The organism is Sporosarcina sp. FSL K6-5500 (assembly GCF_038005665.1).
GTDB lineage: Bacteria > Bacillota > Bacilli > Bacillales_A > Planococcaceae > Sporosarcina > Sporosarcina psychrophila.
On sequence record NZ_JBBOTP010000001.1, the window covers coordinates 4,094,120 to 4,110,521 of the forward strand.

General features: G+C 38.0%; 11 protein-coding genes. 1 reads left to right on the forward strand and 10 read right to left on the reverse strand.

The window, feature by feature from the left end:
- Positions 1-120: 120 nt before the first annotated feature.
- The 7 genes from MKX62_RS19535 to MKX62_RS19565 all read right to left on the reverse strand — a co-directional run bounded on the left by MKX62_RS19535 (position 121) and on the right by MKX62_RS19565 (position 9,672).
- Positions 121-1,416: a DUF4179 domain-containing protein gene (locus tag MKX62_RS19535; RefSeq protein WP_338656653.1), complete on the reverse strand. Its 1,296-nt coding sequence runs from the start codon at positions 1,414-1,416 to the stop codon at positions 121-123.
- Entirely contained in the window at positions 1,416-1,913 is a 498-nt protein-coding gene (locus MKX62_RS19540) for a sigma-70 family RNA polymerase sigma factor (RefSeq protein ID WP_338656651.1), read from the reverse strand. The genes MKX62_RS19535 and MKX62_RS19540 overlap by 1 nt, the downstream gene beginning before the upstream one ends.
- Before the next feature lie 1,015 nt (positions 1,914-2,928).
- Positions 2,929-4,059 carry a radical SAM/CxCxxxxC motif protein YfkAB gene (gene yfkAB / locus MKX62_RS19545; RefSeq protein WP_338656650.1) on the reverse strand — a complete coding sequence of 377 codons (1,131 nt, stop codon included), beginning with the start codon at positions 4,057-4,059 and terminating at the stop codon, positions 2,929-2,931.
- Positions 4,060-4,328: 269 nt separating this feature from the next.
- Positions 4,329-6,191 (reverse strand): ABC transporter ATP-binding protein, encoded by a 1,863-nt coding sequence (locus tag MKX62_RS19550; RefSeq protein ID WP_340742138.1) that lies wholly within the window; start codon positions 6,189-6,191, stop codon positions 4,329-4,331.
- Positions 6,188-7,912 (reverse strand): ABC transporter ATP-binding protein, encoded by a 1,725-nt coding sequence (locus tag MKX62_RS19555; RefSeq protein ID WP_338656647.1) that lies wholly within the window; start codon positions 7,910-7,912, stop codon positions 6,188-6,190. The genes MKX62_RS19550 and MKX62_RS19555 overlap by 4 nt, the downstream gene beginning before the upstream one ends.
- 45 nt (positions 7,913-7,957) lie before the next feature.
- Positions 7,958-8,992 (reverse strand): HAMP domain-containing sensor histidine kinase, encoded by a 1,035-nt coding sequence (locus MKX62_RS19560; RefSeq protein ID WP_338656848.1) that lies wholly within the window; start codon positions 8,990-8,992, stop codon positions 7,958-7,960.
- Positions 8,993-8,997: 5 nt separating this feature from the next.
- The gene (locus MKX62_RS19565; RefSeq protein ID WP_067209392.1) at positions 8,998-9,672 is read right to left on the reverse strand and encodes a response regulator transcription factor; all 675 of its coding nucleotides are present in this window, start codon (positions 9,670-9,672) and stop codon (positions 8,998-9,000) included.
- A gap of 579 nt (positions 9,673-10,251) precedes the next feature.
- On the opposite strand from MKX62_RS19565, the gene MKX62_RS19570 reads away from it, so the two are divergent.
- Positions 10,252-10,551 carry a DUF3243 domain-containing protein gene (locus MKX62_RS19570; RefSeq protein WP_067213947.1) on the forward strand — a complete coding sequence of 100 codons (300 nt, stop codon included), beginning with the start codon at positions 10,252-10,254 and terminating at the stop codon, positions 10,549-10,551.
- A 1,090-nt stretch (positions 10,552-11,641) separates the two neighbouring features.
- Here the strand turns inward: MKX62_RS19570 and MKX62_RS19575 are convergent.
- From MKX62_RS19575 to MKX62_RS19585, 3 genes are read right to left on the reverse strand one after another with little or no spacing between them, the layout of a single operon-like run.
- Positions 11,642-14,029 carry an ATP-binding protein gene (locus MKX62_RS19575; RefSeq protein ID WP_340742139.1) on the reverse strand — a complete coding sequence of 796 codons (2,388 nt, stop codon included), beginning with the start codon at positions 14,027-14,029 and terminating at the stop codon, positions 11,642-11,644.
- Positions 14,022-14,732 carry an ABC-three component system middle component 1 gene (locus MKX62_RS19580; RefSeq protein ID WP_338656642.1) on the reverse strand — a complete coding sequence of 237 codons (711 nt, stop codon included), beginning with the start codon at positions 14,730-14,732 and terminating at the stop codon, positions 14,022-14,024. Before MKX62_RS19580 ends, MKX62_RS19575 begins: the two co-directional genes overlap by 8 nt.
- The gene (locus MKX62_RS19585) at positions 14,729-16,159 is read right to left on the reverse strand and encodes an ABC-three component system protein (protein WP_338656640.1); all 1,431 of its coding nucleotides are present in this window, start codon (positions 16,157-16,159) and stop codon (positions 14,729-14,731) included. Before MKX62_RS19585 ends, MKX62_RS19580 begins: the two co-directional genes overlap by 4 nt.
- Positions 16,160-16,402 lie beyond the last annotated feature (243 nt).

A 16,402-nucleotide genomic window follows, 5' to 3' on the forward strand; every position in this document is an offset into this window, starting at 1 on the left:
AATTAAAAACGATGCCTTTATGAGATTTCATTTACTCATAGAGACATCGTTTTCATTATTTTTTAAAACCTGATGAATTGATAGCCAATATTCAATTGAAAGGTAGGATTCGAAAACTTATTACTCAAGTGGAATATCCACTTCTACCTTGCCGTCTAAATACAGAGGATAGCTATTAATATTCAGACGAATTGGATTCACTTCATTCTCAAAATCAAATGTAGAGACTGTTGTGACATAAGGTGCTTCTCTGCTAGCATGCATTTCGATTAAACTATTACTTAAATCATCGCCTTCTTTGTCAAATATTCCAGCCAATAGTAGCCAACCGCCAGGTCGATAAGTGACTTCCAATGTATTGCGGGATGGCACTTGCACAGCAATATCCAGTCCACTCGGCACATACAGCACTTTCTGTTGCTCAAAATCGACCTCGATATAATCCGAGCCTTTTGGAAGTGCTTCGATCCTCTCCATCACTAACGTTAGTTTTTTCGGCTGCCTGAAGTAATTGCTCTGCATGAATAGACTTACTTCGCCATCACGCAATAGACCGCCATCTCCATTTCTCGGTTGACCCCAATCTTCACCATTCTCATCAATCAAACGAACCGATGTAAACTTTAGTAAATGCATTGTGTTTTGTTCGTCAGTAGTTAGTCGGATTTCTGCGCGTAACGGCGAAATTTTCAACTGTTTAATGTCAATTTTTTGACCATCTACGACAACAGATTGGTTCACTTCATATACTTTTGGTTGTTTAATGGGCTTGGTGAGTGTGAATGGCACGGCGAACTTTGTCTCTGCTGGATCACTCAAGAACAAATTAAATTCAAATGACATATTAGCATACGATAATTCATCAGCAGACGTAATTTCAACTTTGTCTTCCTGTACAGTTCTTTCACCCGATCTAGAGACATTGTATGAACTTGCGACACCAAATGGAATACCTTGTTGAGACACCTCTAAAGAAGTTATACTCACTTTGGAAAGATCAAAGGGGGATTCAAGCTTATAAAATATCGTCATGCCCGAATGATCAGCTACGACATTCTGTAAAGTCAAGGTATAGTCGCCCTGCGTTACTACAATTCCGAGTTCTTCATAGTAATTATTTTCAACAATGTCGCTGATTCCTTTATCATAAGCAATCATGCCAACGATAGGAGAAAACCCTGGAATTTTGGCCACAGCTTGTGCAAACACAGGGGAAACGCGAATCGACGTCACAAATAGTAGCAGTACAATAGCAGCTACACTGGCGACTGAATACAGACCGCGCTTTCTCTTCTTAGTCAACCGATGCTGATGCACGGCAGTTACACGTGCTTGATGCAATTCTTCTTTTGGGATTTCAACCGCTTCTAATTCCTCCGTCAACTTCTGCCAGTCCTGCTCATTCAAGTTGGTCATTATAGTTCCTCCTTTGCAATGAGTACGCGTAATCTTTTTAACGTCTTATGTAGCCTCGATTTCACAGTACCTTCGGGAATTTGCTTCAAGTGTGCAATTTCTCCGTTCTTCAAATCCTGGAAGTATTTTAAATAGATAAGTTCTTGTTGTTCTGTTGGCAGACTTGTGATAATATCGGCCATTTCAAATGGTTGATGATCTGTCGACGCTAGTTCAATTTCATGATTGTAGACTAATTTCTCTTGTTTCTTTTTCATATCTAGGCAAATATTGATGATAATTCGGACAAGCCAGGTTGCTATGTACGTTGGTTCTTTGACGGTATGTATCTTTTTTAAAGCTCGATACGTCAGCTCTTGCATAGCTTCAATAGCATCATGCTCATTTTTCAAATACGCATAAGCCGTACGATAGAGCGTATCTTCATGTTGTGCCAACAGCTTCACCAACGCCCGTTCATCACCCGCAATGGTCCTTTTCGCCAAATCCAGCTCCATACTCCCACCCCCTGTTACCTATTAGACAGTTCAAACTGGTAAATCGTTCATTTTATTTTTTTCAATAAAAAACGAGTTCAACTAAATTTAGTGAATTCGTTGCTTAACTCCCTCTTATATTAGCATTATCATGCACTTCATAAGAAAACTATTCATCAATTTACATAGTGGTACCAAGATAGAGGAATAAGGAGCTTTAGTGGCGAAAACAATCACATAGAGAGATATAAAATCACTTCTTTCCCAGGTGCTTTAGCACTTAGTGTATCTGTAACAGCGGAGAGCGGCGGACGAAAGACCACACATACGTTTTCGAAAAAACTGTGTAGTGAGAAACCTCGCTAATGGTGTAGTAGCCGTTCAGTCCAAAGCGATTCAAAAGTACCTATACATAGAGCGCCTGGGATTTAATCACAAGAGTAACTAGTAATTTACTGGTTGATTTTGGTGAATAAACACTTGCGATATAAAAGCAATCTATCTGATAGGGGATGATTTAACTGAAGCTTACATATAAAAATAATCACATGTGGACTATCACTGGGTTTATATGGTCGATAGTTGCTGTATTGAACGTAGGTTTGATATTTTTTCTTTTGAATGGTAGTAATGGTGCATTTGGTTTAGTAGTGGGCCCTATACTCCTATTGAACATTTTATTGTCTACTATGCTGGCCGTATATTACTTCAAATTACAAACAATCGATTATCTCAGGTTAAAAGACAACTCGCTTTCTATTCATAAAGGGTTAGTTTTTCGAAGAAAAAGAGTAGATCTATCAGAAATTGAACAAGGGCGTGTTAGCGCAAGCAAACTGATCTTGATATTAAAAAACGAAAAAGAAATCGACATAAACTTGAATCTATTAACTATAAAGGATTACGAAAGACTACATTCTACGATGCTTCATTTTTGTCCAATTCAACCTCATTATTGAATTAACAAAACTAAAACGTAAAAACGACACCACCATGAGAACTTAATTTCTCATAGCGATGTCGTTTTAAATTTGTTTTATATCGATATATTTGCTTTCTTTTTCGTGAAGTCCACCTCAGGATAATACGCTTCTTTAACCAATAGATTCGGCCCTAAGCAGTTAACCGCGGGACAATGGCAACCAATCGTTTTTGCAAGTGGGCGCTCAAGCCAGCGGTCGAGCATTACAGGAAGCGATTCAGTCTGAATATTGCCCATTGGCGGTGTATCACCAAAATCCGTGACAATCACATCGCCAGTGAAAATATTGACGTTCAGACGGGATCTGCCATCTGGGTCATTACGTACTGATACGTTTTTACTGTTGTAAATTCGTTTTAACAGCACCAAATCCTCTTCGTTATCACTGCACGCATAAAATGGCAATGTACCAAACAGCATCCAGACATCTTCGTCACGATGATCCAGTAACTCATGAATCGCTTTCCGCGTTTCATCTAATGAAAGCACTTCAAGCTGAGAAGCGAAATCACTTGGATACATTGGGTGCACCTCGTGGCGCGCACATTTCATTTCCTCTACGACTTGTCGGTGAATATGTTCTAGATGCGGCAACGTTCGTTTATTCAACATCGTTTCCGCTGAAACCATGACACCTGCTTCAGCCAATGCTCGGCTGTTATCGATCATCCGCTGGAATTGCTCAGCTCGGCGTTCCCGAGGTGGTTTACGTTCCATATTGGCGAATCCACCGTCCACGAAGTCGTCGACTGTGCCCCAGTTATGTGAAATATGTAAGACGTCCAAATAGGGTGCAATTGCCATATAGCGGTCGAGTGGCATCGTTAAGTTCGAATTCATTTGTGTACGGACTCCACGTTCATGCGCATACTTCAATAACGGTAGAACATAGTTCTCTACCGACTTTTTAGAGAACATCGGCTCTCCGCCTGTGATACTTATAGTTCTTAATTGTGGAATTTCATCTAGGCGAGACAGTAGCAATGCTACTTGTAATGCGTCAGGATCTTTATGCTGTAACATATACCCGACTGCACAATGTTCACAACGCATATTGCATAAATACGTCGTCGTGAATTCAATGCTCGACAATGTCAGTTTGCCATGCTCCTGTACATCCAAGTATGCTTCCCATGGATCGTAAGCAGGCGTCATTTTTTTGAGTGTTGCTACATCAGTTTTCATTTTTTATTAACTCCTATACGTATAATAAGCTACTAAAATAGTATGCACCTCAAGCGGACCTTTCGCAAGGCATAAAAAATACCCCATCCAAGAAACCAACTCGTGGATGGGGTTTACCTAACTTGTCTAGACTAAAGCGCCTGTCTCGTCCAGACTCCAACGCCTTGCCCCTCGAGTCACTTCAGTCTTGCTGATAAAGGCAAAGGGCGCCTTTATCTTCAAGCCTTCCAGTGCTTGTCGGGGCAGAACAGGCGCTTCCGCTTTTGCTGTTACATTGCAGGTTTATTGGAAAACTGGCTGTTGTACAAATCTGCGTAAAAGCCGTTCTCTTCCAACAGCTCGTTATGTGTTCCTTGTTCAATTACCTTCCCTTGATCCATTACGATGATTAGATCAGCATCCCGGATCGTTGAAAGTCGGTGAGCAATGACGAAGCTCGTTCTCCCTTCCATTAAGCGGTTCATCGCCTGTTGAATGAGGAGCTCTGTCCGTGTATCTACACTCGAAGTCGCTTCATCCAAAATCATAACAGGAGGATTTGCCAGAACGGCACGAGCTATCGTAATAAGTTGCTTTTGTCCTTGTGAAATGTTAGATGCTTCCTCATTCAAGACTGTATCATAGCCCTCCGGCAATGTTCGAATAAAGTGATCGGCATGAGCCATTTTGGATGCAGCGAAAATCTCATCATCCGTTGCGCCCTCTTTTCCGAAAGCGATATTGTCTTTAATCGTCCCATTAAAGAGCCATGTATCTTGGAGAACCATTCCAAAAGTCGTTCGAAGATCTTCACGTGACATATCACGTGTGTCGAGTCCGTCAATTGTAATCTTCCCGCCGTTCAGTTCGTAAAAACGCATTAATACATTAATCAATGTCGTTTTCCCGGCACCAGTTGGCCCTACAATGGCGACTGTTTGACCTGGACTCACGTCAATGTTCATATCTTCAATTAACAAATCGTCCCCGTAACCAAAGTCGACGTGTTCAAATGTCACTGTACCTTCTGCACGCGTTAAACTCGCTATCGTCACTTCTTTTATTTCTTCTTCCTCATCAAGTAGTTCAAAGACCCGCTCCGCTGCAGCGACAGTCGACTGAATGATGTTCGCGATATTTGCCGTTTGCATAATCGGTTGTGTGAATTGACGTGTATACGTAATGAACGCTTGAATATCCCCGATTGAAATAGCACGCTGTGTTACTAAAATACCACCAACTACACAGATAACGACATAGCTGAGGTTGCCAATCAAAGACATCACTGGCATGATAATCCCGGAAATGAATTGGGCTTTACGGCCAGCATCATATAATTGTTCATTCACCTCATCAAATTCGGCAACGGACTTTCGCTCGTGGCCGAATGCTTTGACGACTTGGTGGCCTGTGTACATCTCTTCAACATGGCTATTCAATTGACCAAGCGTACGTTGTTGGGCAGCAAAATGCTTTTGTGACCTCTTCAAAATTGGCCGAATGCCAAACAGCGATAGGGGTAAACTGACGAGCGCAATAAGTGTTAACACAGGGCTGATCGTTAACATCATGATAAGAATCCCAACAATTGTAACAACTGATGTGATAAATTGCGTCAAACTCTGTTGCAATGTGCTTCCAATTGTATCAATATCATTCGTTACCCGGCTAAGTGTTTCGCCAACCGGGCGGCCGTCGTAATATTTAAGCGGTAGTTTCTTAAGCTTGCCGTTGACATCTTCCCGTAAATCATACACCGTTTTTTGTGCCACACTCGACATGATGTATTGTTGAATATAGCTAAATAGGCTACTGATGATATATAAACCTGCGAGTAAAAGGAGTAACTTACCGATTGCCTCAAAATCGATTCCTGCTCCAGGCACACCTGTGGCCTTGCCATAAGCACCTTCAAATAATTCGGTAATCGCATTCCCCATTATTTTAGGTCCTACAATCATAAAGACTGTACTTAAAATTGCTGCAAAAAATACAGCGATTAATGAATTGCGACGGGGTTTTAAATAACCTATCAGGCGGCGTAATGTACCTTTAAAGTCCTTGGCCTTTTTCCCTGTCATCATCATCATATTTCCTCCGCCAGGTCCCATTGGGGCTCCGCCTTGAGGTCGTGACTGTTTTTGTTCACTCATGCGATTTCCTCCTCCGAGATCTGTGATTCGACAATTTCACGATAGACCTGATTATGTTCAAGAAGTTCCTCGTGCGTACCAATGCCGGCAATTCCACCGTTGTCTATAACGATGATCTGATCCGCATCGATAACGGTACTAACACGTTGTGCAACGATGAGGACAGTCGCTTGCCCCGTTTCATCTTTTAAAGCAGCACGTAAATTTGCATCCGTTTTGTAATCAAGTGCGGAGAAACTATCATCGAAAATATAAATATCTGGTTTACGAATTAACGCACGTGCAATGGATAACCGCTGCTTCTGACCTCCTGACACATTCGATCCACCTTGGGATATAACAGCATCGTAGCCGTCATCCATCCTAGAAATGAAATCTTCAGCTTGCGCAATACGAGCAGCATGCTCGATTTCAGCTTGCGTTGCATCTTGTTTGCCGAAACGAATGTTTTCAGCAATCGTACCGGAAAAGAGCAGCGCTTTTTGTGGAACGAAGCCGATTTTCGATCGTACTTCTTCTTGTGATGATTCGCGAATATCAACACCATTGACGCGAATCGTACCGGAAGTAACGTCATAAAAGCGTGGAATCAAGTTAATAAGCGTTGTTTTTCCCGCGCCTGTTCCGCCAATAATAGCGGTCACTTTACCCGATTTTGCCGTAAAGCTAATATCCGATAATGCTAGCGCCTCGGCACCCGGGTAGCTAAATGATACACTGTCAAATTCAAGTGTTCCCGGCTCTTTGTCCGCTTTTTTAGTACCTTCATCCAGAAACGTTGGTTGCATCGCAAGAACTTCGTTAATCCGTTTTGCTGAAACAGCGGCTCGAGGTATCATAACAAACATCATCGATGCCATAACAAGTGCGAACATAATCTGCATGACGTATTGTATAAATGCCATCAAATCCCCAATTTGCATGGCACCATTATCAATTCGAAGTCCACCAAACCAAATTACACCAACAACGGTTAGGTTCATAACGAGCATCATGACAGGCATTAAAAATGCCATCATCTTGTTAACCTTGATTGATACATCAGTCAAATCTTTATTCGCTTTCTTTAGGCGAACCTGCTCTTGTTTTTCACGGTTAAACGCACGAATCACACGAATGCCTGTTAAGTTCTCACGTAAAACAAGGTTTAGCCGGTCCAATCGCGTTTGCACTGTTTGGAACAGAGGTACTCCTTTATAAAGAATAAGTAACACTGAACCGATTAATATAGGCATCGCCGCAACAATAATTAACGATAACTTTGCATCCTTTGAAACAGCCATAATTATACCGCCAACCAACATAAGCGGGGCACTTACTACCATCCGAAGCATCATAATGACCACTTGCTGCACTTGCGTAATATCATTTGTCGTTCTTGTAATCAGTGATGCCGTACCAATTTCATCAAAATCTTGAAGTGAAAAGTTCTCCACATGATCAAATACTTTTCGGCGAATATCCCGACCTAATCCCATTGCCGCTTTTGAAGAGTAGTAACTTGCAACAATAGATGCAATCGCCCCAAGTGCAGCAACCAAGAGCATGATTCCTCCAATCTTCCAAATATACGGGATATCACCAATAACGACTCCTTTGTCGATAATATCCGCCATTAGCGTCGGCAAAAATAGATCCGACATCGATTGAATGAAAACAAGTCCTAATATCGCTAGTACAATCCATTTGTAGACGGATAAATTTTTTAACAATTTTAACATTCCACAGATTCTCCTTGTTCTATAGACTTCCTGACAATCACTTTCTTAAATTAGCAAAGTAACTGTAAAAATGGTGCCTTCATTCAATTTACTTTGTACTTGAATAGAACCATCATGCATGTCGATGATTTTCTTCGTAATGGACAAACCTAAACCGCTTCCACCTAGCATACGATTACGTGATTTATCCACTTTATAGAAGCGCTCAAATATATGCGCTTGATCTTCCTCAGCTATACCCATTCCTGTATCCGCAATGGTCACAACTGCTTCCTGCGCACGCTGATATAGAACTATTTTCAGACTACTACCACTAGGTGTGAACTTGATACTATTGTTAATGAGATTAATCCATACCTGACTCATCAGCTCTTCGTCAGCGATGATTTCCACTTCATCTAATGAAATATCCAACTCCAACGATTTAGCAACCCATTGAGGTTCACAAGATAGAATGATTTCACGAATTTGTTTATCCAAACGATACGCTACTGGCTCAAAAGGGTGATGTTGAGATTCTATGGATGTTAGCTTCAGTAAATTATCGCTTAGATTGGCTAATCGCCTACTCTCGGTTTCAATAATCCCAAGATAATGTTCCCGTTCCTTTAACGTTAAATCGCTTTGCTTTAAGACAGTAGCAAAACCACTAATCGAGGCAAGTGGCGATTGAATTTCATGCGAGACATTGGAGATAAACTCTTGACGCATTTGCTCTATTTGATTCAGCTCTACCGCCATCTCATTAATGCTCTCTACTATTTTTCCAAAAGGATGATTCTTTTTATGTTTAAATTGATTCGCCAACTTGACATCATAATCGCCCTTGGAAATTCTTCGCATGGCATCTATCATCATTGTGAAAAAATCCATTCGGCGTGGAGAAACAAACCTCGAAAAAATCCAGCTAGTGACAATGAACAGAAAAATCATCGCAAACAATGTAATCAACCCTCTTGAGAAGTCACTGATATGCAAATCCCATTTCTTATGAATGAACGAAGTTCCTAAGTAAGCTAGCGACCAGTAGCAAACAGTGACGATTAACCACGCAATTACAGCCGTTCCAATACGCAGCACTTTTCTCAACCTTCTACCTCTAGGCGATAACCTAATCCGCGAATGGTGCTAATCTTAAAGGAATCACAGTGATCGGAAAAACGCTCGCGCAATCGATTAATATGCACGTCAACCGTTCGATCTGTACCTTCGTAATCATACCCCCATATATCCTCAATCAACTGCTCCCGCGAAAAGGTTTTACCTGGATAGCTCGCTAATTTAAACAGCAATTCAAATTCTTTCAGCGGTAGCTCCACGTTTCGATTTTCCAAGAACACTTCATATGTTTTGCGATTCATCATCAGTTCGCCTACCTGAACCGTCTGCGAAATTGCAATTCGATAGCGTTTAAGTAGCGCTTTTACCCGTGCAACAAGTTCAGCTGGCTCAAATGGTTTCACAAGATAATCGTCTGTACCCAACTCAAACCCTTTGACTTTCTGTGTCGTATCTCCTTTGGCTGTCAGCATCAGCAACGGGATATCATACTGCTTTCTAATTTCTCGGCATAACTCCCATCCATCCATGTTTGGCATCATTATATCTAATATAACTAGGTCTGCCTTAAATGACTCCAGTGCTGCCAAAGCTTCAACACCATCACATGCTTCAACAATTTCAAGGCCGTCTGGACGTAAGAAAAGTCCCACCAACTCGCGCATATGTGGATCATCATCTACAATTAATACCTTTGCCATGCTTGAACACCTTCTTTCTTTGCTCAACAATTAATTCATTTTAATAGATACATGTAAACTCAATATAAACAACGGTTATCAAATGAAGGTATTTATTAATTACTAACCCAGTAATATCAGCGTTTAGCGCTTCTTCACATTATACAGCTTTGTAAAAGAAGTGATATAAAACAGGATGGTTGGGGAGGATTTTTAAAAACGCTGATAGGCGCACAACCCATAACGAAAAAACAGCTACCATCTCGATTGAGAAGGTGACTGCTTTTATTTCCAAGTATATTGCTGACTTTATCCCACACGTCTTCGGATTCTTCTATAAAAACTTCATATTCAATTTACCGATTAAATAGTCTTTCGCCATGTACATCCTTTACAATGACTCGTTATATTCAACAGACGTAACTTATTAATTGCACACACTTGCTTCCCCTTTTGATTCACCATACCGAGTTATTGTTTGTATTATAAATAAAAAACTCATTTCCACTAAGAAATCGAAGTAATTATTTTCCTGTTTATAGCACTGAGTTTAAGTGAACACTATAAGTTCAAACAAAAAAGGGAGTGTTTTTAGTGGATATGAAGGATAAAGTACAAAAAGAATTATCTCAAATTGACGTCGAGAAAAAGGACGAAATTTTAGAAAACTTTAATCGATTCAAACAGTATCTTTCGGAGAAAGTTGAGTTAGGGGAAAACATGGGCTTGAGTGAAGAAAAACTTGCCAAAACTACAGAATTAGTTGCAAATTATCTCGCCAAACACGAAGAGCCCCGCAATAGGGAGGAAAAAATGCTAATGGAACTTTGGAATTCCGGTTCTAAAGAAGCGCAACACACATTAGCGCATATGTTACTGGAAATGGTACGGAAAGCTTAGCAAAACGAGTAGTTCATGTTTATATTAAATAGATGACTGTAATTAATCAAAATGCGACCTATCCGCTAATCTGTGGATGGGTCGCTTTTACTTTATCTTACTTATTTATCCCAACAAGTATATTAACCGCTAACACCCATACAGTTACAGCTGCGGAATATTTTGGACCACCGGATTTCAATGCGAATAGATGGCCCGTATATGATCTCACGCCCACCTTCAACTAAAGTTCCTTATTAGTTGAAGATACGATTTGTAAAAATAAACATTATAGGCTCCATTAAAAAATAAAATCAAATCGCCAAGTGTACCAACAAAAAAACACAACATAATAACTTGCAATCGTGATTTCATTGTTAAACAGTTCTTTGGATGCCTGAATAAACAACGAATTAAACTTAAACTAACTTAATATCAAACGATTAAAAGAAAACTTACAATCATCATTGCTCTTTCTTGTCCCCTTCTTTAAAACAAATAGATTCGCTATCTTCTTATTCATTTATTATCCATGCTTCAACTAACTCTGAGGCTAACTCTCCGTTTGATGAAAAGCGTTTATTGATTTTCTAAAGCTACGATAGTCTAAGTTTACCTAGCGACACCATTAAAACGGTGAGTATATCCGTTCGTAGGTTTTCTTTTGGGTACTTCTTTAAATACGGGTTCATTAACATCATGCCGCCCGTGAGTTGAAAGTGTGTAACATCGTTAACGAGAGGTGCAAAAAGCGCGGTAAATCAACGTTTTGGATGTTTCTTACTGTAACATCTTTAACGGGGATTTACCGCTTTTTATGGGATTGCGTTAGCAAAGTGTTAGCATCTAACTAATAATATTCAACACACCATATGGGCTGGATAGTGATGGCAGTGAAATATGGGTGTGGCAGTGTTTACCTTACCTATTTCCATGTAGCGATTAGCTCATATAATTCTCTTCGCGCATTCCATTACTCATGAGCTGGAATTATGCAATACCATTAACATTTGCCTTACCCATTTTTATGTTTTGTTTGCAATGTAAAAAAGTGATCCCTATTCCCCCAACTGGTAACCAATCATATGTTTATACAGTTAAAAATGCATGATTATTTATCAAGAGCATTACGGTATACTGCATCTTTCATGTTAACCTTCATCGTATTCAAATTGTACTTTGAAAATTTATAGCGGATGTATCTTGATGTTTCCTGCTCATGTGTAGACAAGATAATCTGCTTTTGCCCAAATTCGTTTCTTAATAACTCGACCAATGAGGCTATATTTATTTCATCCATCGTTTGTACAGGGTCATCAATCATTAGTACATCAATGGAACTTTCTTCATATACTTTATTTAAGGCTAACGTAAATGCGATTACTAGCCCAGAAAGTTGACCAGAAGAAAGATAATTTATTGCATCATGATTCGATTTTATATCAGATACGAACCTTATACTCTTCTGCCCGAAACTTTCATTTTCATATATAAAAAGTCCGCATCCCCTTTGATATGCCTGAAGTATTTTCCCGCTGTATATAAAAAACGGTATTTCTATATCCGTAATTATTTTTTTCCAATGGTCAATTATTTCCTGCTCATATACATCAATTGATATTTTAATCTTTTTAGTAAAGAGTTTCATTTTATCCAACTTTATAGCCAGGTCATGAATTTCTTTTTCTAAGGCTTTTATATTTTCGGAACTTCGATAATAATATTTGTAATTTATATACCCAACCTTGTTTACAATCTGCTCCAACGTAATTTTACTTACTTTATTTAAATCACTATTAAATATCCTGTTAAAAGTTGAATTATTGATTTCATGATTTAAATAGGTTTCATCAACAGGTCTTATTTGTAATAGCAAATATTCCACAATACCTTGCACCCTGTTATCCAACCCATCCGCCATTTCAATCCCACTGTTTAAAAAGGGGTCAATATTCAATTTACTATCTGTACACCATTTAAAAAATTCAAGAATTGCGTTCTTATTTTCCATCGCACTAATAAACCTTTTATAAAAAACATCATCAATTATATTTTCGCCATTAGCCAAGTATTTTTCAATTTCTAGTAATATAATATTAACGTGGGAAGAAAAAAAGCTATTATATAAAGTTTCATACCTTTTAGTAGTTTCATCGTACATCGTCGAAAACTTTTTGCTCTTTTGATCGATGGCTTCTATCAATTCTACGTACGATTTGAAGTGTGTACCGCATAGCGGACAGTCTCCCTCATCTGATTCGCCTTTTATTTTATTAAATTGGGAAACAAACGTTTCTCTCGTTGAATTTAAATTTTGTACAATCTCCGAAACTTCTCCCATTCTCATTTTATAGCTGACAAGGTCGTCCAGAAATTTTTCCATGGTAGAAATATCTAAATTTACATCCAATAGTTTTTCAATTTCCTTGAAATGGGTTACAGTTAAACTTTTTCCCAGATTATCTTTAGAAATTGTCTTTTGCATTTTTACTAGTTTCTTTTCTTTATCCTTTAACCTTTTAATTCGTTCATAATCCCCGATTAACTTATACGTCAAAACAGTATTATATATCAGATCCCTATTTTCAATATATTTATACAAGGCGTCGTTAAAATTAGTATTGGTGAAACTTTTTAAATCTCTTACCAAGACATATATCTCACGAAGTTCCTTTAAAAACTTATCCCTACTATCCTTATTTAAACTAACTTCCTGTTTGTCCCACTCTTCCACATTATTTTCCTTTGGGATAAGGCGGAAATACTCCGCTTCTTTCAAATCCTTCTGATTAATATCCTTAATTCCAGCAGTAAAAGTATTTAAAATTTTCCTTTTTTCGGCTATTACGCCCGTTTGGCCACCCAACCGCCTAGTTTCAACATCTACTTTTGACTTAATATCCTTTAGCTTTTTTAATTCAACTTCTTCATTGTATGTATCAAAAAGTTGTGATATCTCATCCATTCTTTCTTTGGCAGATTGTTTTAGGAATAAAGTGTTTTCTTCTTGTTGCACATAATAAAAAAGACTAAAGTATCTGTTTAAGTTGTCTAAGGATAACCTTTGACCTATTTCCTCCACCGTAATAGATTTCCCCTTATTTATAGGCGTATCAAAATCAGACAAAATATATGTATCAAATATTTCCCAGTTATCCGGTTTCCTTTCAGAAGAGGTTAATTCCTTTTGGGAATTGATCCTTTTGACAATTGCAAATTTATCACTATCTCCAATAAATTCTACCCTAATTTCAGTATCACTATCGCTTTTATTGGAAAACAGTATATCACTATATCCATAACGCCCATCTGCAGTATTCTTAATCCTACTTATCTTACCCGTTAATACCAGTTCAACCGCATCGAATATAGTTGTTTTTCCAAAACCATTTGGACCATCTAATACTACTAATTCCTTATTCGAGAAATCCAAAATCAGGTTTTCGATATGTTTAAAGTTTTGTATTTGGATTCTACCTATTTTAATATTACTACTCAATAGTTTCACCATCCATTACAAACATGATTTCTTCAATCGATAACTTCTTAAGATCATTATCCAACCCAAGCAATGATTTATTAAATTCCTGAATTCCTTCTACTATTAATCTTTCGGCAATTTCCTTTGAAAGATCCTCCATCTTTTCTGTCTTTTTTTCCAATCTCAAAAAAGGAATTTTTATCATCAAATTGGAGCCAATCTCATATAAGAGGCTTTCATTTTTACTTTCGCCATTTTTATAGCTTAGAAAACTTTCGGTATCATTCACTATCTCATTTAAAATAGTATTGGAGTCTTTCTCTTTCGTAATGAACTTTTTATTTAGTTCTGTTAAATTGTTGTCATTATACACGATGACATACTTTTTAAAGAAATACGGATCCTCTTCAATTTCAAAGGTTATCCCGGACAGACTTTCTTCATCAAAGTTATCAGCTTTAACGCAAACAAGCATAGAAAGGTTTTTATCCATTCTTTCATCATATCCAATTTCAATTTCTTTTATCGCCCTAAAGTAGGATGGGACATGTTCAGACAAAAAATCCGTATTTATATATTCCGGGTAAACAACTAAATAAAAATTGGTCGCATTGCTACTGTAATTGGCATAGAACGCAATTTTACCACCTTGAAAATCATCCTGGATCGTAAGTTCCACAAATCCATTGTCTGTGAATATCCTTTGTATTATGTTCCTCAATTCGATAAATCTCCTTTCGCGGCTTCTATGTCAATCAAACTAATTCTTTTGATTTTTGTAATCCTATTATAGTAATCTGTACTTTCTTTACTATTATCTTCTTCGGGTTCCGGAACGTCAGAATACACTTTGTAATCTCCTAAAGTCGATAAGTTTATGGACTTAGTGATAATTTTATCAACCTCACTTAACATATCTGGTTGGGCATTATCAAGAATTCTATTTACCAATCTTCTTGTTCTAGAAGGATGTTGGGATTCTATAATAGTCGAGGGTAAATATGTGGTATTCACCCCGTCTTGTCCCCTTTTACTGTAAGTAAACTTTTTGTATTCCAATTCTCTACCTATTTGTTTGATTGCTTCAAAAAAACTTTCATTTAAGCCAGTTTCATTTAAACATTTCTTGATTGTTTTCAGAATGTGTTCCGGTATTTCCTGACTGACTTCATTATCTGGTGTAATCTTTAGGCAGAACTCTATAAACTCGGATTCATTTAACTCATTAATGTATCCAAGGGTATTGTTTACTCCCCAAATTGCTTCTTCCGATATTAGCCCTTCCGCAGACTCAAATTTCAAATCCTCCAAAAGGGCCAAGGAAATTCTATGAAATTCATTTCTCAAAAAGTAAGCAGCATATTCCTTACTCATTAATTCAAAGTTTTGATAAACTACATTATAAATGGCTTGAAAGTTAATAGGAACCTTAACTTCCTTGTTACCTTCCTGAATATCCAAGTGCCTTCTTCTAATATTATTATCCACGAGACCAAGTAGATGATAGTAGGCCCTGTCTATCCTTACATCCGTAGTTGCCTCTTCATTAATTAACGCCTTTAATTGTCTTTTTATTTTTTCCTCGATGTCTTCCTGTGAACACCAACATTGTAGCGTATCATAATTATATAACGAAAATTTCAAAAATAACTCGTGGTATTCTCCAGATGCCTTAACATGATCATGGCATTCTTTGGGAGTGGCGTATTTTTTTATTTTATGACTTTTTAAATCTTTTTCTTCTTCCTTTTCCGCATTCCCCATGACGTATGTTAATAAATTTGTCTCTAAGTCCTTGATATTGGTAAGCTTTTGGGTTACATGCAGATGAGCAGATTCTAATTCTTTAAAATCCAATAGTTTCGCTAATAAAAGCCATATTGCATCCTTATATTTGGAAGTAGCTGTGTCTGCATATGTTTTAACCTGATGTATCGACTTATATTCCCCATTCTTTTTAATAGAAAAGTCCTCAAACCACTCTAATTCCAATTCATATTGGGTCATATCCTCTTTTTTTATATCCTTCATCATCTGCAAAACCACATAAATACCAACTTTTCCTTGATGATTGTAACCATTCCAACTTGGACTAGCATCGGTCGTATACGGAGTTAATAATTCGGTAGAATTTATAGTATCCGCCATTACCTTCCACCTCATTTCATTTAAATTTTTGATATTACCTTATTAATCTGATCCAATAGTTTTAACATTCACTATATCTGTTTTAAACCATTTATGAAAGACAATCAATTTAATAGTTTTGAAATTTATCCTTATCTGCTTTTTTTTGTCTATAAAGCATCAAGCTTGTCCCCTGAATCACCGCCGTTCCCCGTGAGCAAGCTGACATGGCTAAACAGCATATTTTTTAACAACCTAGGCTTG

Excerpts from the sequence above, each read along its gene's own strand:
- MKX62_RS19565 (WP_067209392.1), bottom strand. The coding sequence starts at position 9,672 with ATGGCAAAGGTATTAATTGTAGATGATGATCCACATATGCGCGAGTTG.
- yfkAB (WP_338656650.1), bottom strand. The coding sequence starts at position 4,059 with ATGAAAACTGATGTAGCAACACTCAAAAAAATGACGCCTGCTTACGAT.
- MKX62_RS19570 (WP_067213947.1), top strand. The coding sequence starts at position 10,252 with ATGAAGGATAAAGTACAAAAAGAATTATCTCAAATTGACGTCGAGAAA.
- MKX62_RS19555 (WP_338656647.1), bottom strand. The coding sequence starts at position 7,912 with ATGTTAAAATTGTTAAAAAATTTATCCGTCTACAAATGGATTGTACTA.
- MKX62_RS19550 (WP_340742138.1), bottom strand. The coding sequence starts at position 6,191 with ATGAGTGAACAAAAACAGTCACGACCTCAAGGCGGAGCCCCAATGGGA.
- MKX62_RS19535 (WP_338656653.1), bottom strand. The coding sequence starts at position 1,416 with ATGACCAACTTGAATGAGCAGGACTGGCAGAAGTTGACGGAGGAATTA.
- MKX62_RS19585 (WP_338656640.1), bottom strand. The coding sequence starts at position 16,159 with ATGGCGGATACTATAAATTCTACCGAATTATTAACTCCGTATACGACC.
- MKX62_RS19540 (WP_338656651.1), bottom strand. The coding sequence starts at position 1,913 with ATGGAGCTGGATTTGGCGAAAAGGACCATTGCGGGTGATGAACGGGCG.